This is a genomic window from Actinomyces qiguomingii (assembly GCF_004102025.1).
Lineage (GTDB): Bacteria > Actinomycetota > Actinomycetes > Actinomycetales > Actinomycetaceae > Actinomyces > Actinomyces qiguomingii.
The window spans coordinates 1,587,205-1,608,740 of the sequence record NZ_CP025228.1 but is presented as its reverse complement, the minus strand read 5'-3'; the positions used below and the strand labels follow the sequence as shown (position 1 = coordinate 1,608,740).

General features: G+C 66.8%; 16 protein-coding genes. 7 read left to right on the top strand and 9 right to left on the bottom strand.

Going from position 1 to position 21,536, the window contains the following annotated elements:
• The first annotated feature begins 11 nt into the window (after window positions 1-11).
• From treS to glgB, 3 genes are all read left to right on the top strand, one after another.
• Window positions 12-1,751 carry a maltose alpha-D-glucosyltransferase gene (gene treS / locus CWT10_RS06560; protein WP_233188147.1) on the top strand — a complete coding sequence of 580 codons (1,740 nt, stop codon included), beginning with the start codon at window positions 12-14 and terminating at the stop codon, window positions 1,749-1,751.
• Complete coding sequence (locus CWT10_RS06555) at window positions 1,748-3,241, top strand: phosphotransferase (protein WP_103063125.1); 1,494 nt, start codon at window positions 1,748-1,750, stop codon at window positions 3,239-3,241. Before treS ends, CWT10_RS06555 begins: the two co-directional genes overlap by 4 nt.
• Window positions 3,242-3,351: 110 nt before the next feature.
• The gene (gene glgB / locus CWT10_RS06550) at window positions 3,352-5,604 is read left to right on the top strand and encodes a 1,4-alpha-glucan branching protein GlgB (RefSeq protein WP_233188148.1); all 2,253 of its coding nucleotides are present in this window, start codon (window positions 3,352-3,354) and stop codon (window positions 5,602-5,604) included.
• 92 nt (window positions 5,605-5,696) lie between these two features.
• On the opposite strand, the gene CWT10_RS06545 is transcribed toward glgB, so the two are convergent.
• A complete protein-coding gene (locus CWT10_RS06545; protein ID WP_128683326.1) occupies window positions 5,697-6,464 on the bottom strand; it encodes a hypothetical protein in 768 nt (255 codons plus the stop codon).
• A 290-nt stretch (window positions 6,465-6,754) separates the two neighbouring features.
• On the opposite strand from CWT10_RS06545, the gene CWT10_RS06540 reads away from it, so the two are divergent.
• Entirely contained in the window at window positions 6,755-9,118 is a 2,364-nt protein-coding gene (locus tag CWT10_RS06540) for a glycogen/starch/alpha-glucan phosphorylase (RefSeq protein WP_103063127.1), read from the top strand.
• 495 nt (window positions 9,119-9,613) lie between these two features.
• Here the strand turns inward: CWT10_RS06540 and CWT10_RS06535 are convergent, their stop codons facing one another.
• From CWT10_RS06535 to CWT10_RS06525, 3 genes are read right to left on the bottom strand one after another with little or no spacing between them, the layout of a single operon-like run.
• Complete coding sequence (locus tag CWT10_RS06535; protein WP_103063128.1) at window positions 9,614-10,282, bottom strand: fructose-6-phosphate aldolase; 669 nt, start codon at window positions 10,280-10,282, stop codon at window positions 9,614-9,616.
• Between the two features lie 36 nt (window positions 10,283-10,318).
• The gene (locus tag CWT10_RS06530; RefSeq protein WP_103063129.1) at window positions 10,319-12,763 is read right to left on the bottom strand and encodes a glycyl radical protein; all 2,445 of its coding nucleotides are present in this window, start codon (window positions 12,761-12,763) and stop codon (window positions 10,319-10,321) included.
• A gap of 4 nt (window positions 12,764-12,767) precedes the next feature.
• Window positions 12,768-13,634: a DeoR/GlpR family DNA-binding transcription regulator gene (locus tag CWT10_RS06525; protein ID WP_168190761.1), complete on the bottom strand. Its 867-nt coding sequence runs from the start codon at window positions 13,632-13,634 to the stop codon at window positions 12,768-12,770.
• Between the two features lie 149 nt (window positions 13,635-13,783).
• Between CWT10_RS06525 and CWT10_RS06520 the strand changes: the two genes are divergently transcribed.
• A complete protein-coding gene (locus CWT10_RS06520) occupies window positions 13,784-14,599 on the top strand; it encodes a radical SAM protein (RefSeq protein ID WP_103063131.1) in 816 nt (271 codons plus the stop codon).
• A gap of 70 nt (window positions 14,600-14,669) precedes the next feature.
• On the opposite strand, the gene CWT10_RS06515 is transcribed toward CWT10_RS06520, so the two are convergent.
• The 3 genes from CWT10_RS06515 to CWT10_RS06505 form a co-directional block, all read right to left on the bottom strand.
• A complete protein-coding gene (locus tag CWT10_RS06515; protein ID WP_103063132.1) occupies window positions 14,670-15,587 on the bottom strand; it encodes a tetratricopeptide repeat protein in 918 nt (305 codons plus the stop codon).
• A gap of 104 nt (window positions 15,588-15,691) precedes the next feature.
• Entirely contained in the window at window positions 15,692-16,720 is a 1,029-nt protein-coding gene (locus CWT10_RS06510; protein ID WP_103063133.1) for a hypothetical protein, read from the bottom strand.
• Window positions 16,717-17,994 (bottom strand): hypothetical protein, encoded by a 1,278-nt coding sequence (locus CWT10_RS06505; protein ID WP_174721942.1) that lies wholly within the window; start codon window positions 17,992-17,994, stop codon window positions 16,717-16,719. Before CWT10_RS06505 ends, CWT10_RS06510 begins: the two co-directional genes overlap by 4 nt.
• Window positions 17,995-18,387: 393 nt before the next feature.
• Here CWT10_RS06505 and CWT10_RS06500 point away from each other — a divergent pair, with 393 nt between their 5' ends.
• The gene (locus tag CWT10_RS06500) at window positions 18,388-19,848 is read left to right on the top strand and encodes a DivIVA domain-containing protein (protein ID WP_128683325.1); all 1,461 of its coding nucleotides are present in this window, start codon (window positions 18,388-18,390) and stop codon (window positions 19,846-19,848) included.
• Window positions 19,849-19,923: 75 nt separating this feature from the next.
• Here CWT10_RS06500 and CWT10_RS06495 read toward each other — a convergent pair whose 3' ends face one another.
• Entirely contained in the window at window positions 19,924-20,346 is a 423-nt protein-coding gene (locus CWT10_RS06495) for a GntR family transcriptional regulator (RefSeq protein WP_103063134.1), read from the bottom strand.
• Window positions 20,347-20,411: 65 nt separating this feature from the next.
• Between CWT10_RS06495 and CWT10_RS06490 the strand changes: the two genes are divergently transcribed.
• Window positions 20,412-20,924: a hypothetical protein gene (locus CWT10_RS06490; RefSeq protein WP_103063135.1), complete on the top strand. Its 513-nt coding sequence runs from the start codon at window positions 20,412-20,414 to the stop codon at window positions 20,922-20,924.
• 32 nt (window positions 20,925-20,956) lie between these two features.
• On the opposite strand, the gene CWT10_RS06485 is transcribed toward CWT10_RS06490, so the two are convergent.
• Window positions 20,957-21,256, bottom strand: a complete 300-nt coding sequence (locus CWT10_RS06485; RefSeq protein WP_103063136.1) for a hypothetical protein — start codon at window positions 21,254-21,256, stop codon at window positions 20,957-20,959.
• Window positions 21,257-21,536: the final 280 nt, after the last annotated feature.

Genomic DNA, 21,536 nt, shown 5'->3' with positions numbered 1-21,536 from the left:
TAAGGAGCCCAGTGAGCGTTCCCGGTGTTCCCAACCTCCCCGCCCAGCCACGGCCCGGCCTGCGCCCAGACCCGGACTGGTTCCGCACCGCGGTGTTCTACGAGGCGCTGCTGCGCTCCTTCGCGGACTCCAATGGCGATGGCGTCGGCGACTTCCGCGGACTGGCCTCGCGGCTGGACTACCTGGCCTGGCTGGGGGTGGACGCGATCTGGATCCCGCCCTTCTACCCGTCGCCCATGCGCGACGGCGGCTACGACATCGCCGACTACACCGGCGTAGACCCCCGCTACGGGACGATGGATGACTTCCGCGCCCTGGTGACGCAAGCACATGAGCGGGGCATCCGCGTCGTCATCGACATGGTGCTGAACCACACCTCCGACGCCCACCCCTGGTTTCAGGCCTCCCGCCGCGACCCGGACGGTCCCTACGGGGACTTCTACGTGTGGGCGGATGACGACTCGAGCTACGCCGACGCGCGCATCATCTTCGTGGACACCGAGCGCTCGAACTGGGCCTTTGACGAGTTGCGTGGCCAGTACTACTGGCACCGCTTCTTCTCCCACCAGCCGGACTTGAACTACGACAACCCGGAGGTGGTTGACGCGGTCCACGAGGTGGTGCGGTTCTGGGCACGCACCGGAGTGGACGGGTTCCGCCTGGATGCCATCCCATACCTGGTGGAGCGGGAGGGCACCAACTGCGAGAATCTGCCCGGAACGCATCACCTGATCGCCGGCCTGCGGGAAATGCTCGACCGGGAGTTCCCAGGCACCATCACCATTGCGGAGGCCAATCAGTGGCCGCAGGACGTTGTGGCCTACTTTGGCACCCCGCAGGCACCCGAATGCACCATGTGCTTCCATTTCCCCGTCATGCCGCGCATCTTCTCCTCACTGCGCGAGGGTGAGGCCACGGCAATCCGCGAGGTGCTTCAGGCGACCCCGCCGATTCCGCCGCACGGCCAGTGGGGCACCTTCCTGCGCAATCACGATGAGTTGACCCTGGAAATGGTCACGGAAGCCGAGCGAGAGCGCATGTACCACTGGTATGCGCCACAGGCGCGCATGCGCGCCAATGTCGGTATTCGCCGGCGCCTGGCCCCCCTGTTGGGCGATTCACGCGCCGAGCTGGAGTTGGCCCACGTGCTGCTGCTGTCGCTGCCCGGCTCGCCCTGCCTGTACTACGGCGACGAGATCGGCATGGGGGAGAACATCTGGCTGCCCGATCGCGATGCGGTGCGCACCCCCATGCAGTGGGACCACTCGGCGAATATGGGCTTCTCCGCCTGTGCGGATCCGGCCGAGCTGACCCTGCCGCTGATCTCTGCCGTCGACTACGCCGAACGCTGCGTGGCCGACGCACTGGAAGAGCCGGAGTCGCTGCTGCACTTCCTAAAGGACGTGCTGCGGGTGCGGCGCGAGCATCCCGTCCTGGGGCGTGGGGACTTTCACCTGCGCCCGGCCTCCGACGCCGCCGTCCTGGCCCACACCCGTGCCGACACTCCCCCGGGTGGCGACGCCAGTGAGACCAACGACGGCGAGACGCTGCTGTGCCTGGCGAATCTGGCCAACCGTCCCTGCGAGGCAGTGGTGGAGGTACCCGAGCTAGCCGGTTGCAGCACACACACCGTGTTGGCCGCGGACTCGGCGACGGCGTCGCCCGCCATCGACGCCCGGGGGCGGTTGACCGCCGCACTGCCCGCGCACGGTTACCGGTGGCTGAGGGTGTCCCCCGGGGAGGGCTTATGAGCGGCCCGATCAGTGCCGTCCCCTGCCCCCCGACCTGGCCCGATGATGCCGCCCTGCTGCCGGCATTGGAGGCCTGGATGGGACAGCGCCGTTGGTTCCCTCTCAAGGGCGAACCCTTACAAGGGCCCTTGAGTATCGTGCGCCGGTGGGAGTTGGCCGACGGCGTGCACGATCTGCTGGTAGCGGTTCCCCGCGCGGAGGGGGAGCCAGTTCTCATGCACGTGCCTTTGGTGCTGGAATCGGCCGCCGCACTGGCCGACTTCACCGCCGTCGGCGAGGCCGATGGCAATGCGGGTTTCATCCTGCCCTACCCCGATACCGCCGTAGCGGACCGGTCTGCCGTACAGGTGGCACTGGTCGACGGCGCCCATCACCCGCGCTTCTGGCGTGCCTGGGCGCAGGCGGCCCTCGCGGCCGGAACTACGCTCGGCAAGGCTGGAGCGGCGGCGATTGCGCAGCGCGCCGACCGGCTGCGGGTGACCACCGCAGAGCAGTCCAACACCTCCGTGGTCATGCCCGCTCCGGGCGACAATCCTGCGGCGGGGGACGCGGACGCGGCCACGGGGGACCTGATCGTCAAGTTGTTTCGCGTGCTCGCGCCGGGACGTAACCCGGACGTGGAGGTGTCGGTTGCGCTGGCGCGCAACGGCTGGGAGCGAGTACGCACCCCGGTGGCTTGGACCACGCAGACCTGGACCGACCCGGACAGCGGCGTCGAACAGTCCGCCGACACGGCGGTGGCCTGCACCTTCATCCCCCGGGCTGATGACGGCTTCGAACTGTTCTGCGCGCTTGCCGGCGCTGATGACCTGAACGGGCCACAGCGCCGGCGGAGCCTCGCCCTGGCGCGCGACCTGGGCGAGACCACCGCCCAGATGCACGCCCACCTGGCCGCAGCCATGGGCACCACCCCACCGCCCGTGCCCGCCGAGTTGGCCGCGGCACTGCGCGCGCGAGCCGACTGGGCGATGGCCGAGGTGCCCGAGCTGGAAATCCGACTGCCGTCTCTGCGCGCACGCGTAGAGACGGTTCTGACCGAGCTGGCGGCGCTGGACCGCCTGGAGCCGGCCACACGGGTGCATGGCGACTACCACCTGGGGCAGGTGCTTAACGCCGTAGACGAAGGCTGCTGGTATGTACTGGACTTCGAGGGCGAGCCGCTGCGCCCGTTGGCCGAGCGTAGCCGCCCGGGCCAGCCCCTGCGGGACGTGGCTGGAATGCTGCGTTCCTTCGACTACGCCGCCGAGGTCGGCCACGCGTCCCACCCCGACTGGTTGAATGCGGTTCGCGGCGCTTTCCTGGACGGCTATTGGGCCGCTCGTCCAGCAGCCGTCAACGGAGGCGGCCCCGGGCGAGATAGTAAGCGGACAACGCTGCTCAACGCCCTCGAGTTAGATAAGGCCCTGTACGAGGCGGTCTACGAGGCCCGCAACCGCCCCGACTGGCTCTCGATTCCCCTGCATGGAATGGAGGTGATTCTAACCACCTGACGCTCAATCGCCTTGTGCGCAGTCAGCGAGGCGCGAGATGCGTCCTCCACGCCGGGTTGCACCGGTATAAAGTCCCCCCTCAGCCGGTCACCGCATGGGAGAGTGAGAACATGACCGACGTCACCAGCCCCGAACCCACCCACGAATCCAACGACGCCCCACCGCCGGATGCCGCCGGCCCCGCGCCCGTCCCGGTGGACCCCTGGGTCCTCGCGGATGTCGCCTACGCCCGGTATCACAATCCGCACGAGGTCCTGGGCGCCCATGTCGGCGCCGAAGGCGTGACCATCCGCACGGTGCGCCACCTCGCCGACGCAGTCGTCGTCGTCACGCCCACGGGCTCCTATCCGGCCCGGCACGAACAGGACGGCGTTTGGGTTGCCGTTGTTCCCGGGGATGAGATCCCGGACTACCGGATCAAAGTGACCTACGGGGAGGAGACCATCACCGTTGACGACCCCTATCGGTTCCTACCGACCCTGGGCGAGATGGACACCTATCTCATCTCTGAGGGCCGCCATGAGGAGCTTTGGGAGGTGCTGGGCGCCCGCATCAAGCACTACTCCGGCACCATGGGGGACGTCGAGGGTGTCGCCTTCGCCGTATGGGCGCCCAACGCACGGGCCGTGCGCGTGGTCGGCGACTTCAACTACTGGGACGGCACCGCCTCCGCCATGCGCTCCCTGGGCTCCTCCGGGGTGTGGGAATTATTCATCCCCGGCGTGGGTGTGGGTGCCCGCTACAAGTTCGAACTGTGCTTCCAGGACGGCTCCTGGCACCAGAAGGCCGACCCGATGGCCCGGGCCACCGAGGTCCCGCCCGCCACCGCCTCCGTGGTCACCGACCGCTTCCACGAGTGGGGCGACGAGGACTGGATGTCCCGCCGCGCCGTCACCGACCCGCACTCCGGGCCGATGAGCGTGTACGAGGTGCATATCGGCTCCTGGCGGCAGGGTCTGGGGTACCGCGGTCTGGCCGATGAGCTGGTCCCCTACGTCAAGGACGCCGGCTTCACCCATGTGGAGTTTATGCCCGTGGCCGAACACCCCTTCGGCGGCTCCTGGGGCTACCAGGTATCCGGCTACTACGCCCCCACCGCGAGATTCGGAACTCCGGATGATTTCAGGTACCTGGTGGACCAGCTCCACCAGGCCGGCATCGGCGTCATCCTTGACTGGGTTCCCGCCCACTTCCCCAAGGACGAATGGGCGCTGGCGCGCTTCGACGGCACCGCCCTGTATGAGGACCCGGACCCTCAGCGCGGCGAACACCCCGACTGGGGCACCTACGTGTTCAACTTCGGCCGCAATGAGGTGCGCAACTTCCTGGTGGCCAACGCCCTGTACTGGCTGGGAGAGTTCCACATCGACGGTCTGCGCGTGGACGCCGTCGCCTCCATGCTCTACCTGGACTACTCCCGCGAGGAGGGCCAGTGGCACCCCAACCAGTTCGGCGGTAGGGAGAATCTGGAGGCCATCAGCTTCCTGCAGGAAGCCACCGCTACCGCCTATCGGAAGAACCCCGGCACGGTCATGATCGCCGAGGAGTCCACCGCCTGGCCGGGCGTGACCGCCCCCACCGAGTACGGCGGATTGGGTTTCGGCCTGAAGTGGAACATGGGTTGGATGAACGACACCCTGCGCTACCTGGACGAGGAACCCATCAACCGGCGCTACCACCACGGGGAACTGACATTCTCCCTGGTGTACGCCTTCTCCGAGCAGTTCATCCTGCCACTGAGCCACGACGAGGTAGTGCACGGCAAGGGCTCGCTGCTGTCCAAGATGCCCGGCGACGCCTGGCAGGAACTGGCCGGCCTGCGCGCCCTGTACGCCTACCAGTGGTCGCATCCCGGCAAGCAGCTGCTGTTCATGGGCCAGGAGTTCGGGCAGGGATCGGAGTGGAACTCGGACAACTCCCTGGACTGGTGGATCCTGGACGATCCGGGACACACCGGCCTGCTGCGGCTGGTGACCGACCTGAACGCCTTCTACAAGGACTCCCCCGCCCTGTGGTCCGACGACTTCTCCCACCGCGGCTTTGAGTGGATCGAGGCGGGCGACGGCGACCACAACGTCCTGTCCTACCTGCGCAAGGGCACCGGGCCGGACGGGCGTTCCGACCTGGTGGCGGTGATCGTCAACTTCGCCGGCACCCCGCATGAGGGGTACCGGGTGGGCTTGCCCTTCGCCGGCGGCTGGGACGAGGTCATCAACACCGACGCCCCCGAGTACGGCGGTTCCGGCGTGGGCAACCTCGGTCATGTCGAGGCCGAGGAGCTGCCCTGGAACGGTCGTCCCGCCTCGGTGCGGCTGCGGGTCCCCCCGATGGGCGCCATCTTCCTGCGGCCTTCGCGAGACTGACCCACGAAGCGGGCGGGTAACCACCCGCTTGACGCAGGGGCCCGGCGGCGCTTCAGCGCCGCCGGGCCCCTCGCGGTGCGTGACGACCTCGTCTACTCCGGTGGCCAGTGCGCCATTTGGTCGAGGTAGTCCCGTACCTCCGCGACGCCTGGTCCCCCTCCGAGGATTTGTTCATCCGGGCCGCGCCCCCGCCGTGGGTGGAGCAGGTGCCAGGCCCGGCACTCCAGCAGGGTCCGGTAGACGAAGGCTTCGACGCTGGGCGCCACCCACACGGAAACGTCGTCGACCAGTTCTATCGCGGCGTCCAAGGGCTCGGCGGTCTCGTCCTGCTCCAGTGCAGTGTCCAGGGCGCGCCACATCGCCTCCTCGGCCGCGTCGTCCCGGGTCCACAGGGCCACGACCCAACCGTCCTCGGGAGTGATCCAGCAGTACCAGGCGGTGCAGTCCTGCTGGTCGCTCAGGAAGCGGACACAGGCGGCATGAGGGTGTCCTACGGGCCGCAGCACAGGCGAAGGATCCGTCCAGCACCCGGTCGTCGATTCGTCGTCCATCCGGGCGCACACCGCTGAGCAGCACAGGTAGAGTCTCAAGTCCTCGGGCAGCTCGAGTCCCAGGGCATGCAATTGCGCCTGTAGGACGTCGCATTCGGTCACCCGGTCGGGCAGGTCCGGCGTAGCCCCCTCCGGCCCGGTCAGCCAGTCGAAGTCGCCGTCGAACCGGACATTCAGCGTCGGCAGTGTCTCCAGGGGGACGATGCCATAGGTGCCCTCGATCTTTCGCGGCCCCAGCTCCGCGCACACCCAACCGGCACGCATCGCCGTCGCATCCGCATTTGGGCCATGTGCAGTTTCTCCGCTCACGATGATCACACTAGCGTGAGCCGGGCGGCCCGGCGCGTCTCACACCCGCCGACGCAGGCGACCTCTCGGCCCTTATGACGCCGATCAACGGCATCCGCGCCGCCGGTCGCGGTCACGACCACACCGGTGTGACCAACAAACCGGCCCGGTGACGTCGCCGAGACCGGTATGGTCCGGGTGCGTGCATGTGTGCGGTCCCCGCCCAGTAGCGAGACACACGATATGTACCCTTTTCTGCCGTTGCAGCCCCATTGCAACGGTGGCATCCGTAGTCTGACAAGGGAAGAAGAATGACGCAGAACCTGGTCCAGGCCGTGCCGTCGCAGGTCCGGTCCGCCTCTGGTCGTCCCGCCGGCGCCTCCACGCAGATGGAAGTGTGGCAGGGCCTGTCCGCCGCCGTCGTCGACGCCATCGCTGACGACTGGTACGCCACCGAGCAGAAGTATCGCGCCAGCAGGATGGAGCACTACTTCTCCGCCGAGTTCCTCGAGGGACGCGCACTGCTGAACAACCTGACCAACCTGGGTCTGGTCGAGGAGGCCACCCGGGCCGTCAACGCCTTCGGGCAGAACCTCACCGATATCCTTGAGCAGGAGCCCGACGCCGCTCTTGGCAACGGGGGCCTGGGACGCCTGGCCGCCTGCTTCCTGGACTCCTGCGCCACCTTGGACCTACCCGTGGCCGGCTACGGCATCCTTTACCGCTACGGCCTGTTCAAGCAGCTGTTCGAGGACGGTTTCCAGACTGAGCACCCCGACCCGTGGATGGAGGACGGCTATCCCTTCGTGGTTCGCCGCGAGGAGGCGCAGCGCATTGTGCGTTATGACGACCTGACCGTGCGCGCCGTCCCCTACGACATGCCGATCACCGGTTATGGCACCAAGAACGTGGTGACGCTGCGACTATGGCGGGCCGAGCCGATGGAGGAATTCGACTACGACGCCTTCAACTCCCAGCGCTTTACCGACGCGATCGTTGAGCGCGAGCGCACCGCGGACATCTCCCGCGTGCTCTACCCCAACGACACCACCTATGAGGGCAAGGTGCTGCGGGTACGCCAGCAGTACTTCTTCTGCTCGGCCTCCCTGCAGGAGATCGTCGACAACTACGTCACCCACCACGGCGAGGACCTGAGCGGCTTTGCCGACTTCAACTCCATCCAGCTCAATGACACCCACCCGGTGCTTGCCATTCCTGAGCTTATGCGCCTGCTCATGGACGTCCACCACCTGGGGTGGGACCAGGCCTGGGCGATCGTCACCAAGACCTTCGCCTACACCAACCACACGGTGCTGGCCGAGGCTCTGGAAACCTGGGAGATGTCCATCTTCGAGCGCCTGTTCCCGCGCATCACCGAGATCGTCCGTGAGATCGACCGTCGCTTCCGCCAGGACATGGCCAAGCGCGGCGTCGACCAGATGCGCATTGATTACATGGCCCCCCTGGCCGGGGACAAGGTCCGCATGGCCTGGATCGCCTGCTACGCCTCCTACTCGATCAACGGTGTGGCCGCGCTGCACACCGAGATCATCAAGCGCGACACGCTCAAGGAGTGGCATGACGTCTGGCCCGAGCGCTTCAACAACAAGACCAACGGCGTGACTCCGCGCCGCTGGCTACGCCAGTGCAATCCGCGGCTGTCCGCGCTGCTGGACGAGGTGACCGGCTCGGATGCCTGGGTCAAGGACCTGTCCCTGCTCAGCACCCACACCGACGGCGCCGATGACGCCCTGCTGGACCGGCTGGCCGAGATCAAGCACGCCAACAAGGTGGACTTCGCGGCCTGGGTGGCCAAGCGCGAAGGCGTTGAGATCGATCCCGACGCCATCTTCGATGTTCAGATCAAGCGCCTGCACGAGTACAAGCGCCAGCTGCTCAACGCGATCTACATCCTGGACCTGTACTTCCGTATGAAGGAAGACCCTTCGCTGCAGGTACCTCCGCGCGTGTTCATCTTCGGCGCCAAGGCGGCCCCTGGATACATCCGCGCCAAGGCCATCATCAAGCTGATCAACGCCATCGCAGACCTGGTCAACAATGACCCGGTGGTCTCCAAGACCCTGAAGGTCGTGTTCATCCACAACTACAACGTCTCCCCCGCCGAGCACATCATCCCTGCCGCGGACGTCTCCGAGCAGATCTCCATGGCCGGCAAGGAGGCCTCGGGCACCTCCAATATGAAGTTCATGATGAACGGCGCTCTCACCCTGGGCACGCTCGACGGCGCAAACGTGGAGATCCTGGACGCCGTTGGGGACGACAACGCCTACATCTTCGGAGCCACCGAGGATGAGCTGCCGTCGCTGCGCGCCGCCTACGATCCGCACGCCACCTACGAGACCGTTCCCGGGCTCAAGCGGGTGCTGGATGCCTTCACCGACGGCACCCTGGATGACAACGGCTCCGGCTGGTTCGCGGATCTGCGTCGCAGTCTGTTGGATGGCGGGAACGAACCGGCCGACGTCTACTACGTGCTCGGCGACTTCGCCGCCTACCGGGAGGCGAAGGACGCCATGGCCGCCGACTACGCCGACCAGCGCGCCTGGCAGCGCAAGGCGTGGGTGAACATCACCCGCTCCGGTCGTTTCTCCTCCGACCGCACCATCAGCGACTACGCCAAGGTGTGGGGCATCGAGCCGCAGCCGATCGCCTGACAGCTACGAACTTCGGCCAGTAGCGACGGCGCCCGTCCCCTTCGTCTGGGGGCGGGCGCCGTTGGCGTGTGCCGTGCGCGGTAGATCACCGTGAACTCCGGCGGACCGCAGCGGATTGCTGCGAGTCGCAGTGGATCTCAGCGGCTCGCGGTGTCTCCCGCACATCGCAGCGGACGCCGGCGGGTCCGGTTGATCGCGGTAAGTGGATCACCGTCACCGAGCGGGAAGGTTCGGTAGCTCGCTTAATGGTTCGTTCCCACGGCTCGACGATTCGGCACTTCCGGCGACGGTTCGTACCTTCTGGTCAACGATTCGTACTTTCTTACGACGGTACGTACCCCTAGGTGCCGAACCGTCGCATAAATGTACGAATCGCCGGTACCAAGTGCCGAACCGCCAACCAAAGGTACGAACCGTCAGCCCGGGACCGTCGCACCGCCCCTTGGCGGTGGGACGGCCCCGGACGGTCTGCGAGGACATGACCCTCGCGAGGCCTCAGGCGATGCCGGGAGCGGAGAAGGCGGCCTGGAAATCGGCCGCAAACGCGTCCACCGCCGATTCCACCTGGGGCAGGGCCAGCATGGCGTCCAACACGTCGGCACCGATAGTCGCCGTATGCGCGCCAGCAGCAGCCGCATCGGTGACCTGTTTGCTGTTCTTGAAGCTGGCCGCCAGGATGCGGGTGGGCACGCCCTCACGGTCGATCTCCCGGCGCAGGGCGCCGATCACCGCATAGGGGTCCACATCCGCATTGGACATCCGGTTCACATACGGAGCCAGGTAGTCCACACCGGCCGCCGTCGCCAGGAGCCCCTGCGCCGTGGAGTAGATGGCCGTTGCGGTCACCCTCACGCCCTGCGCCTTGAGCCGGCGCATGGCGGGCAGCCCGGCCGCCGTCGTCGGAATCTTGATAAGAGTGGACCGGCCCACCAGTTCGCGAATTACGTCGGCCTCCCGCAGCATGCCCGCGGTATCCCGGGCCACGACCTGAACGTGAAGGTCACCGTCACCGACCAGCTCCCGAATGGTGCGCAGGCCGCGCCCAAAATCCGTCAGGCCTGCGGCCCTGAGGATCGTGGGATTGGTGGTGACCCCGATAAGGGGGAAGGTGTTCAGCGCCCGCTCGACCCGATCCGGCCGGGCGTCGTCAATGAGGAACTGCATGATGGTCTGTCCTGTCTCGTGGATGTATGCCGGCCGTCACAGGCTCTGCTCGGTGCGGGCGATGATGTCGTCCTGGGTCTGCTTGGACAACACCACGAAGAAGGCGCTGTAGCCGGCGACGCGGACGATGAGGTCGCGGTGTCGTTCGGGGTGCGCCTGAGCGTCCAGGAGCACGGCTCGGTCGACCACGTTGTACTGGACGTGGAAGCCGTGGAGCCGGTTGAAAAAAGCGCGCAGCATGGCGATGAGCTTGGCCCGATCCTCGGGGCGCGTGAGAATCTGCGGATTGACCTTTTGATTGAGCAGTACCCCGCCGGTGATGCGGCCGGTGTCCAGCTTGGATACCGACTTCAATACGGCTGTCGGGCCGTTGACATCGGCACCGTGGCTGGGCGAACAGCCCTCGGCGAGCGGCTCACCGGCGTGGCGGCCGTCGGGTGTAGCCGCTGTGGAGGCGCCCTGTGGCACATTCGCCGATATGGAGGAGGTTCCGGCGTAGTAGGTGCCGCCGATAGGACCACGTCCGTAGCGGGAGTTCTTGTACTTGAAGATCTCATTGATGTCGGTGGCGTAGGCCCGTACCAGCAGTTCATCGACATAGTCGTCGTCGTTGCCGTACTTGGGCGCGGCGACCAGGAGCTTGCGGATGCGCTCGCCCTCCTTGCCGGCGAAGTCGGACTGGAGGGCGTCCCACAGCTGGGCGCCGGTGATGGCGCCGTCCTCGAAGACGACCTTCTTGATGGCGGCCAGGCAGTCGCCGAGATTGGCGATGCCGACCTGGAGACCTGAGACGAAGTCGTAGACGGCACCGCCCTCCTTGAGGGTCTTGCCGCGGTCGATGCAATCGTCCACCAGTCCGGAGCACAGCAGGTCGGGGACCTTGTGCTCCAAGGCCAGGTCGCAGGAGGCGTCCAGAATGATGCAGTGGCGCTGAAACTCCCTGATGGTGCAGTCCCAGGCGTCCATCACCTGGTCGAAGGAAGTCATCTCCCGCAGATGCCCGCAGGCCGGGGCCAGGCGGGTACCGGAGGCGGGGTCAACGCCGTCGTTCAGGGCGACCAGGAGCGCCTTGGGGAAGTTGAGGAAGCTCATGCCGGTGCAGCGGTAGCCCCACCGGCCCGGAACGGCTACCTCCACGCAACCGATCGCCGAATAGTCGTGGGCATCGGCTGTGGAGACTCCGTGGTCAATCAGCGAGGGGATGATGATCTCGTCGCTATTGAAGGCCGGCATGCCGGTGCCCAGGCGCATGAGTTCGACGGCCTCGTTCATGAAGTGGTCACTCATCCCGCGGTGGTAGCGCACGGTCAGATTGGGCTGAGGCAGGTGGGTCTGCGCCACAGAGGCCATTATCAGATAGGACAGGTGGTTCACGGCGTCGGATCCGTCCGCGTGCTGTCCCCCGATGGTGACGTTCTGGTACAGGGGGCTGCCGGCGGAGAACCGGGTGTGACTCCAGGAGCGGATCTTGTTGACGGTGAAGGTTTTCAACCACAGGTTGGTCAGCAGCTCGGTGGCGGAGGCCTCACTCTCGCGGCGGGCTTCCAGGTCCTCGCGCAGGAAGGGCCACAGGTACTGGTCCAGGCGCCCGTATGACAGGGAATGTCCGTTGGACTCGATCTGCAGGGCCACATGTACCAGCCAGATCGACTGCACGGCCTCATGGAAGGTTGTGGCCGGATGCTCGGGAACCACCTGCAGCACACGGGCCATCTCCCGCAGCTCACCCTGGCGCCTCGGGTCTGTCTCGGCGGCGGCGAGCTGTTCGGCGAGGGCCGAGTACCTATGAGCGAAGGCGACGACGGCGTCGAAGACGACTATCAGGCTGCGGTAGAAGGCGGCCATCTCGAGCTGGGCAGGATCCGCCAGGTCCAGGGCTTGGAGAGCCTCCTGGGCGCGCCGCCGATAGGCGGACAGTCCCTCGGCCAGCAGACGCCGGTAGTTCACGGCAATGTGGGCGTCCCCGGAGGTGATATTGCCCTCGGGGTGAATGATGCCCAGGTCGTAGAAACGCTTGGAGTCGGCGGGCATGAGGGCCAGGGCGTGCTCCTTGAGGGTACGGCCGCGCCAGAACGGAGCGATCTCCCTCAAGGTCTGCTTGGCATGTTCAGAGATCGTGAAGCGGTCGCCGGGGCGCTGATCGAGTTCGTCAACTTCGGCAATGACCCAGTCCATGGCGTATTCAGGCATGATGGGCGCCGCCCGGTTGGTGCTGGCCTGGTTTCCGGCCAGGCGGGAGGCAGGCTCGATATAGATGGTCATCTGCTCCAGGACATTCTTTAGCATCAGGGCCCGAACCATGTTCAGCGGCTGATCAGAATTGTCCCGGTAGGTCCGGGTGGTGATGACGGCGCGTTCGACGCAGACACTGGGTTCTGCATCCATGAGCTCCTCACGCCAGGCGCTCATGCGCTCGGTGAGTCCGCCGAAGTGGGGGCCGCCCAGACCTATGGGGATGTGAGGGACACTGGTTATTGTCATCTGTTCACTCCTCTTCTCGCACGCCGGTGCCCGTATGGCTTGCCGGGGCGGGCTGTCTGGCTGCCCCGGTGGCAGCGGCGTCGCCGACGGCGTCGGTCGGGTGGGTGGTGACGGAGCCGTCCGCCGACACCGCGGCGACGCGGACACCGGCATCGGTGAGGGCGGTGAGATGGGTGAGGTCTCCCGCCGAGTCCGTCCACACGGTGGATACGGCCGAGGCCTCCAGCAGCGGGACCGGTCCGTGAGCGCCGAGCTTCTCGGACTCGGTTATGACGACGACGCGTTCCGCGCGCTCGGCCAGCGCTCGCACCGCAGTTGCACGCATATAGTCGCGGCCAGTGAAACCATGAGCGGAGACGAAGCCGTCGGTGCCGATGAACAGCTGGTCTACCAGGAACTGCCCGGCGCACAGCTCGACCATGGGGCCGACCATGACGCGGGAGTCCGCCTGCTGCTCGCCGCCCAGGAGGATCACGCGCGTGGATGGGAAGGCACGCAGCCGCTCTGCGATGAATGCCGAGTTGGTGATAATCGTCGTGCCGGAGTGCTGCGCGGCGATCTGCTCGGCAAGTAGCGTGCAGCATGAGCCCGCCTCCACCATGACCGTCTCCCCGTCACGGACACTGCCGGCCGCGGCCCGGGCGATGCGGACCTTGTCCGCGTAGTGGTAGGCGAGCCGACCGGCCGGGTCGTCGGCGGAGACCAGTACGGCGTAGCCGCGCTCCCTACGTATCAGACCCCGGGACTCCAGCTCGTCAAGATCCTTACGGATGGTGACGGCGGAGACATCGGTCAGCTGCGCCAACCCGGTCACGGCGATGCGTCCGGCGGAGACGATCGCCTCCAGAACAGCGGTCTGGCGAATGCTCATGGGATTCACACCCGGCCTCCTACCGTACGAAACTGCGAAGCGCTTCATTTGAAGCGGCATCACCAGGATACTGGCGTCGGAGAACTTGAATCAGGCCCAAGGTCCTTCGTTAACAAGTTACACTGCTTTCAATCGAAAGGAGTTGGGTGATGGTTTCCGGGAACCCCGCCGCGCCGGCCCGGCCCCCACTCCCGGCTACTGCCGGCGTGGTTTTCAACATTCAGCGCTTCTCCTTGCATGACGGGCCCGGCATCCGCACCGTGGTCTTCCTGAAGGGCTGTCCACTGGCATGCCCCTGGTGCGCCAATCCCGAATCGATCAATCCCGGCATCGAACGCCTCCTCGACCCCAGTACCGGGGAGACCACCCTCGCCGGCCAGACCCGCACGCTCGCCGAGGTGGTCAAGGAGTGTGAGGCGGATCGCCCCTTCTTTGAGCAGTCCGGTGGTGGCGTCACCGTCTCGGGCGGCGAACCGATGATGCAGCATGCCTTCACCACCGCACTGCTTCAAGAGTTGCGGCAACGCGGCATACATACCGCGATGGAGTCCACCGGGCAGGTGGCCCCGCAGCTCTTCGACCGGGCACTGAGTCACCTCGATTACCTGCTGATGGACGTCAAGCACCACGACCGCAAGGCGCACAAGGCGTGGACCGGCAGCTACAACGACCTGCCACTGTGCAATCTCTCCCGCGCACTGAAGCGCGGCATCCGCACGCAGGTGCGCATCCCCGTCATCCCCGGCGTCAATGACACGCTCGCCGACGCGGCCGGCTTTTCCGCCCTGCTGCACGCATTGGGGATCGGGCATGTGCAGCTGCTGCCCTTCCACCAGTTCGGCGAGCGCAAGTATGCACTGCTGGGGCGTCCCTACCGAATGGCCGGGGTCGCTGCCCTGCATCCCGAGGACCTGTCGGACTACCGCGACGTTATGGTCCACGCGGGAATCAATGCTTTTTTCTAAGTGTCGGTGGCCCTAAGGCGCTCCCCCACTCCCGGAGCGCTCCGGCCCAGGCCAGCGGCGATGCAGCCGCTCAGTAAAGGATGGTGGCAAGCTGTCGACGTGCGCGGGCGACCTCCGGGGCAGTGGTCCCGATGATGGTGAACAGCTCCAGTAGGCGCAACCGGGCGCGTTCGCGCTCTTCACCGGTGTGAGCGCGCACGGCCTCCAGGGCGCGGCCCAGACAGGCGTTGACATCGCCCTGGGCGAGAGCGGCGTCGGCGCCTGCCAGTTGGGTGTCCAGGTCTGCCCCCGGGGCATCGGCCGCAGCCAGCAGCGCCACCGGGTCCTGGCCGTCCATGCGGGCCAGCATGCGAATCTGATCGCGCGCCGCCTTCAAGTCGTCGTCCGCCGGTGACTGGGCGATCGCATGTTCATAGACCTTCTCGGCCGCGGTCCAATCCCCCCGCTCGATGGCCTCCCGGGCCTGACGCTCAACCTCGGTCTCCTCCGGCTCGGTGGGTTCGGCCATGTGCGCCGCGGCGTCGAGATCCAAGCGGCCGTCAACCCCATTGCGGGCAGCCACCTCCAGCAGCTGGTCCAGCAAGGCGCGCAGCTGCTCCTCGGGCGCACTGCCCTGGAACATCGGCACCGGCTGCCCCGCGATCAGCGCCACCACCGTGGGCACCGCAGTTACCTGCAGTGCCTGGGCCACTTCCGGGGCGGCGTCAACATCCACGCGAGCCAGCTGGAAACTACCCGCATACTCGACTACCAGTCGTTCCAGCAGGTCCACCAGGTCCACCGACGCCTGTGCGCGGGAACTGTGCATCACCACCACAACCGGCACGCGGGCCGAGCCCTCGGCGATCTCGCGCAGGTTCTGTGCATCCACGTCGACTACGAGCCCACCCGGTCGGCCATTGTGGGCTGCACCGGCAGCCGGCTCGGCGGGGGTCGAGCCCTGCTTGGGCGCGAAGGAGGACAGGTCAACGGCACCGAACATGCTCATGGTGTGCCTTTCCCGGGCTGTGCCCGCAATTGTTCATTCGCTCGCTTATGAACTGGAGCGTAGTCCTCGACAATGGCGTTAGCCGCGCCCGTTCGCCCCGGGCGTCAGTCCCGCGCGTCTTCAGCCGGCGCCTGGGAGTCGTCACGGGACACCGAGGCCAGCACGAGGTCCATACCCAGGGCGGTGGCGGTGGCATCGGCGTCCGCCGCCGGAATGAGGAAGGCGACAATAACGTCGTACTTGGCGGTGACCGTGCCCACCACCTCCTGGTTGTCCCCCATCAGGGAGCCCACGGTGCTGTCCGCCAGAGACAGCGTCGAACCGGCCACTGTCTTCTTATAGACGGTGGAGAAGCTCAGAGTCGTCATGGTGATCACGCCGCCATCAGCGGTGCGCAGGCTCTTGAAGCCGTCCGAGCCGGCCTCTGCGGTTACGCTGACTTCTCCCGCCTCGGACAGGTCGACGGCCCGCTCGGCGGCGATCCGCTGCCGCAAGACATCGTCGGCGAAGGCTTTTCCGTTGTCGCCTTCGGGATTGTTCAGTGCATCCACGTAGGCTGCGAGCACGTCCTGCGGGCTGGCCTTCAGATCGGAGGAATCGTCCGCAGCTAGCTGCTCGGTGCCTATGGCTGGGGCGTAGGTGGACGGGATCTCCACACCGGCGAAGAACTGGGTCCAGCCCCACAGCTGGTAGTTCTCACGGGCGGAGTCCTGGGTCAGGGCCAGTAGATAGCCCTGCTCATCATCCGCGAAGTCGGTGATGGTGAGCACCGTGCGCGGGAAGTCCGCGGCCAGGGCGACGGTCCCCGCCTGGCTGGTGGTGTTGAAGACGTGCACGAAGGTGTCATCCGCCGTGGCCTTGGCGACGGCGTACTCCTCGCCGCGTACGCGCGCGGCCGGGCCGGTCAGGTAACCGGCCAGTGCGTCTGCGTTCTTATCCTTGTCCGCCGCATCCAGGCCGGCCTGGATGCGCTCTAGGATCATAGTCAGCCGCTCGGAGTCCAGCACCGGCTGCGGGGTGGCGGTGCCGGTGGCGGCGGTATTCGTGGGCACATCCTGGGAGCAGGCGGCAAGGGCGGCGGCGAGCGCGGTCGCGGACGCCGAGGTGATCAAAGCGCGTCGGCTGGTAATCATGCGTGGGGCTCCTGGTCAGACTCGTCGGTGCGTTCGTTCATACCGGAGGCGTCGACGTCCGACTCACCGTGGTAGCGAGCCCCATCACCGCCCATGGCCTGTTCATAGGTCGATAGACCGTCAAATCCGCCCCAGTCGAAGTCGGTCGTCTCCGCGCCGACGGAGTCGGTCTCCTGACCGGCGACAGTGAAGGGCTGTACGGCGTCCAAGTCACGGGTGGAGCGATAGGCGGCTGTGGCCTCGACGTCCAGGCCCGGAACGACGGCGCTGCCACGGGCCGGACCGGAGGCATCCACGGCGTCGGATACTGACGGATCCTGCGCGTCGGGCGCCTCATACACCGGAGGAACAGCGGGCGCTTGAACCCCGCCTACGTATACGGCGCCGGTGCGCGGGTCGACCCATTCCTCCCCGGCCGCCTCGGCGCGCTCCTTGTCCCGCTGCTCGCGGCGAGTGAGCCGGCGCTCCGGATCGCCAATCTGGGGGATACCCACCGTGGCCACGGAGTCGGCCTGCGCCATACGCGCCGCCCGGTCCGCGGCACGGCTACGGCGCTGCTCGTCGGCGTAGCGCATCTGAATGTCGATCAGGAACAGGAATACACCCACCAGCAGCAGCAGGCCACCCAGAACCAGACCGGGGATCAGCCACGGGGTGGACACGTGCCGCGGCCACGAAAGCGTCATCTGGGGAGCATTCGAGGAGCCGTCGGTGGCCAGGAGAACAACCAGATCGGAGCCGGCAGTGTCAAGTTCCAGCGTGGCCGATCCGGTCCCGGACTTCGTGGTTATCCACAGGTCGGAGTCGGCGGGGTCGGCGTTGCTGTTCTCCAAGGCGGTGCATCCGTCCGCGTCAGCCGACGCCGGGTCCTGTGCCTGCGCGGTGCTCTCACCGGCGGCATCGGAGGCGGTGGGAGCGGCCCCGTCTTGAGGGCAGGAGGTGGTGACCACATCGGAGGACAGCGTGTCCCAGTCGGTCAAGCCGGTCACCACAATGTGGGGATCCGACGCAAGCCAGGCCTCCACGTCCTGCGCATGGCCGACTGCGATAAGTACCCGCTGATCCGCCGAGGCGGCCGTCGCCGTCACCTCAACGTCGGAGTCGACCAGGCTCAAAACACCGGGTTCGGTGACCACATAGTGCTGGTCTGGGCTCTGGGCGAGGCTGGCACGGGCAGTTGAGCTAGGACGCCACACGGTGGCGGAGCACACTGCCAGGACGATGGTGATCAGGCCGAGAACGGCGATAATCACGCTCAGGATCCGTCGTTTCACGACGTGGTTCTCCTAGGACTCGTGGACATGGACTCGCCGACAGAGACGGCGGGCGTGCGAGACTCGCACGGACGTCGCAGGGACGACGTCTGAGGCGGCCAGGCGACAGAATCCCATGACCGCCGCCGGTTCGCACCGGTCCCGGCCAAGATCACAGTTTGCTGCGCCATAAGCGGAAGCCTAGGGCAAAGTCGGTCCCAACGCCGGTTGTGCGCCACCGACGCGCCAAATGAGGCCGGCCATTGGACTCCCAACGGTCGGTACGAAGGGGGCTTGGCGCGGTTTGACCGTGACACCTGATAACGGTGGGAGCTTGCCGATTCCATGCGGAATGACCAGGGGTTACCCTGGGGCGGTGGGGCCGTCCCGACCCGGCCCAGGAGGAGATTTGACGTGGCCGAGGACACCGAAGAGTTCGCCGTAACCATGCGTGGGTATGACCGTGCCCAGGTGGATCAACGCCTGGAAGCGCTCAACCGCCAGTTGAAGGACGCCCGCAGAGAGGTCGCCAGCCTCGACCAGCGGGCCATGACCCTGGCCGGTGAACTGGCTGAGGCGCAGCGCCGTCTACGGGAGACCGATAAACCGACCTATGCGGGTCTTGGCTCGCGTATTGAACAGCTGCTGCGCAACGCGGAGGAGCAAAGCGCCTCCGTTCTGTCCAAGGCCAATGCCGAGGCCAACGCCCTGCTTACACGCACACGGGCGAACGCCGCCAACCTGTCTGAGCGCAGTTCCTCCGAGGCGGCGACGCTCCTGTCCGATGCACGCCGAGAGGCCGCGGAGCTGCGTACCCGTTCAGAGAGCGAGGCGGAGACCACCCTATCCAATGCCCAGGCGCGTGCGGACGAGCTCGTGGGCACCGCCGAGCGACGAGCCGCTCAGATCACCGCGGACGCCGAATCGGCCGCCACGGAGATGCGTGCCACAGCGGAGCGGGAGGCCCAACTCGTGCGCGCTGAGGCCAAGAAGGCCGCCGCAGAACTGTCCATATCCTCCGAGCGCGAAACCACCTCCTTGCGTGAGACCGCCGCTCAGGAGGCGGAGGAGCTGCGCCGGACCTCCACCGAGCAGGCCGACTCGGTGCTCGCCTCCGCCCGCGAGGAGGCCAGCCTCACCGTGGAGAAGGCCCGCAGTGAGGCAGAAGAGTTGCTAACCGCGGCGCGCCGCGAATCCGAGGAACTACGGCGGACCGCGCAGGCCGAGGCCGACTCCGCCCGGGCGGAGGCCGCCGAGCTGCGCCAACAGACCACCCTTGATGTCGCCGCCGCCCACGAGGCCGCCGCCCGGGAGGACGCCGCCGCTCACGAATCCACACGCGCCCGCATCGCCGAGATGCATGAGCAGGCCCAGGTGCAGGCTGCCGAGGCCGAGTCCCGGTTGCAGGAAGCGCTGGAGCGTGCCGAGTCGGTGCGTGCGCAGACCGATCAGTCGGCTCAGGCGCGCCGGGAGGAATCAATCCGGCAGGCGGAGGAGATTCTGCGACAGGCCCGCGAGGAGGCCAAGCAACTGGTGGACGACGCCCGGGCCGATGCCGACGCGGAGAAGTCCGCGGCCGCGCGGGACGTGGAGGAGTTGGAGCGTCAGCGCGACTCCGTTGCCAACTACCTGGAAGAGATGCGCGGTGTACTGGGCAGCGCTGTGCCACCGACCCCGGTGTTGTCCGATGTGATCGCCGAGGTGATGAACATCGACGCCGACGAGGCGGCGACGCATGACGTGGGGGCGCAGGAGGCCGCCACGCAGGCGACGCCCAGTACCGACGCAGAACAGTCCGCTGCAGCGCCGGACGGCCAGGCCGAATCCGCCAAGAAGAAGCCCAAGGCGTCACGCGGCAACGCGCTGGTGTCCTGACCGGTGTCTTAACTCCGATTGTCGGGCGCAAGGCCGCGGCCGGCCGGCTGGTAAGCGGACCGGCTGCGGCGCCCGTCAGGGCCAGGCACGACGCACCATGCCAAGCGCGTCGTCCAGGCTCATGCCCAGCGAGTGCATGGTGGTCACAAAGCGCAGCACTTCGCGTTCGCCCGCCACACCGGATTGATCGCGGACGAAGGTGCCGCGTCGGCCACGCCCTTCGATGTATCCCTGTACTTCGAGTTCACGGTAGGCCTTCGCCACCGTATTCACGGCGATACTCAGTTCGGTGGCCAGTGCGCGTGTGGGAGGCAGACGAGTACCTGCGGGAAGAGTTCCGGCGTCGATGGCGGCGGCGATCGCTGCACAGACCTGGGAGAAGAAGGGCTCCGCGGAGGTGGGGTCAAGGTCTATATCGAGGCTGGCGGTGCGCGTCCGCAGCGCAGGCGGCACAGTGTTTTCGGGAGGGCGTTGCGGGGGCTGTGTGGGAATGCTCATACTTCTAGTGTGCGGCAACTGAGCCGTAGATACCACAGTTCCACCGTGCCTCGTAGGCTACGGGTATGCCTATCACCGATTCCGGCTCCTTCCCCACCAGCAGTGATGCATCGGAACCCGCCCACACCGCGCAGGGAGCAGGAGCGGACACGGATTGGACTCGGCGCCGTCGTGAAGCGGCGGCGGAGCGGGCACGCATGCTTGGTGTCCAGCAGGAGGCGGAGCATCGTCGCGCCGCCCGGATCGTGTCCCTTTTCGTTGCCGTGGCCCGGGAGGAGGGTCTGGAGCCGGTGCCGCTGAGAGTCAGGGGTTACGGAAGCGGATCGGCACGCACCCCACTGACCGGTTGGTACTTGCGTCAGGACCAGTCGGTTGCGATAGACACCGCGGGGCGCTTCTACATCCTGACCCGGCCGCTGGGCATTCGCGACCGGCTGTTCGGGGTGACGCCGACTGATGAACCGGTTCCCATGACGATCGGTGAAGGCGGCCGCGATGGCGACATCGTGCCCCTGCGCACGGCACTGGAGCGGTTGTTGCCCGGATGGGAGGAGCAATCCCCCGAACCGTTGGCCTGATTATTAGGCTGATAACGCTGCTACCAGTCGCCTCACCACAGGCTGCGGTCCCAGCAGGAGGTGTGCCAATGGCGGCGTTCCTCCAGCCCCCGATCCGGCCCGAACAGCGACTCGTTGCTCCAGGCCACGATATGCGGCGTGTCGGCGGGAATCGTCTGGTTGCATCCGGGGCAGACATAGGTCTTGGCCCCTCCGCGCACACGCCGCACCGTAAACTGCTCGCCCCTGGGGCCTGCTTGCGTGCGCGGCAGCGATTCCAGTCGGCGCATATCGAGTGGTCTATGCCCGGCCCCGTAGGGACGCTTGGAATTGCGGGATCCTCGGCGTGCCATGGACCCGACTGTAGCGCCTACCGACATGGTCCTTGCCAATGCCGCCATTGACGGTCGGTTCCCCCGGTAATGCGGCTCTTCGGGTTTGGGGGTGTGGTCGTTCGGGTGTGTGGGGTGGTTGTCGGTGTTGGGCGTTGTTGTTCGCCCGGGTGGGCGCGGTGGTGGGGACGCGTCGAGGAGGTGAGGTTGGCCGGCGACGATGTGGCCCGGCCCTCCAGGATGCCGCCCGGGAGGGCATTCTCGACGGCCGGGCGGCGTGCCAGGGCGACGTTTTGCACGA

Bases quoted from the DNA above. Each gene is read 5' to 3' on its own strand.
- CWT10_RS06495 (WP_103063134.1), bottom strand. From the start codon at position 20,346: ATGAGCATTCCCACACAGCCCCCGCAACGCCCTCCCGAAAACACTGTG.
- glgB (WP_233188148.1), top strand. From the start codon at position 3,352: ATGACCGACGTCACCAGCCCCGAACCCACCCACGAATCCAACGACGCC.
- CWT10_RS06515 (WP_103063132.1), bottom strand. From the start codon at position 15,587: ATGAGCATGTTCGGTGCCGTTGACCTGTCCTCCTTCGCGCCCAAGCAG.
- CWT10_RS06540 (WP_103063127.1), top strand. From the start codon at position 6,755: ATGACGCAGAACCTGGTCCAGGCCGTGCCGTCGCAGGTCCGGTCCGCC.
- CWT10_RS06485 (WP_103063136.1), bottom strand. From the start codon at position 21,256: ATGGCACGCCGAGGATCCCGCAATTCCAAGCGTCCCTACGGGGCCGGG.
- CWT10_RS06530 (WP_103063129.1), bottom strand. From the start codon at position 12,763: ATGACAATAACCAGTGTCCCTCACATCCCCATAGGTCTGGGCGGCCCC.
- CWT10_RS06510 (WP_103063133.1), bottom strand. From the start codon at position 16,720: ATGATTACCAGCCGACGCGCTTTGATCACCTCGGCGTCCGCGACCGCG.
- CWT10_RS06490 (WP_103063135.1), top strand. From the start codon at position 20,412: ATGCCTATCACCGATTCCGGCTCCTTCCCCACCAGCAGTGATGCATCG.
- CWT10_RS06535 (WP_103063128.1), bottom strand. From the start codon at position 10,282: ATGCAGTTCCTCATTGACGACGCCCGGCCGGATCGGGTCGAGCGGGCG.
- CWT10_RS06555 (WP_103063125.1), top strand. From the start codon at position 1,748: ATGAGCGGCCCGATCAGTGCCGTCCCCTGCCCCCCGACCTGGCCCGAT.
- CWT10_RS06525 (WP_168190761.1), bottom strand. From the start codon at position 13,634: ATGAGCATTCGCCAGACCGCTGTTCTGGAGGCGATCGTCTCCGCCGGA.
- CWT10_RS06520 (WP_103063131.1), top strand. From the start codon at position 13,784: ATGGTTTCCGGGAACCCCGCCGCGCCGGCCCGGCCCCCACTCCCGGCT.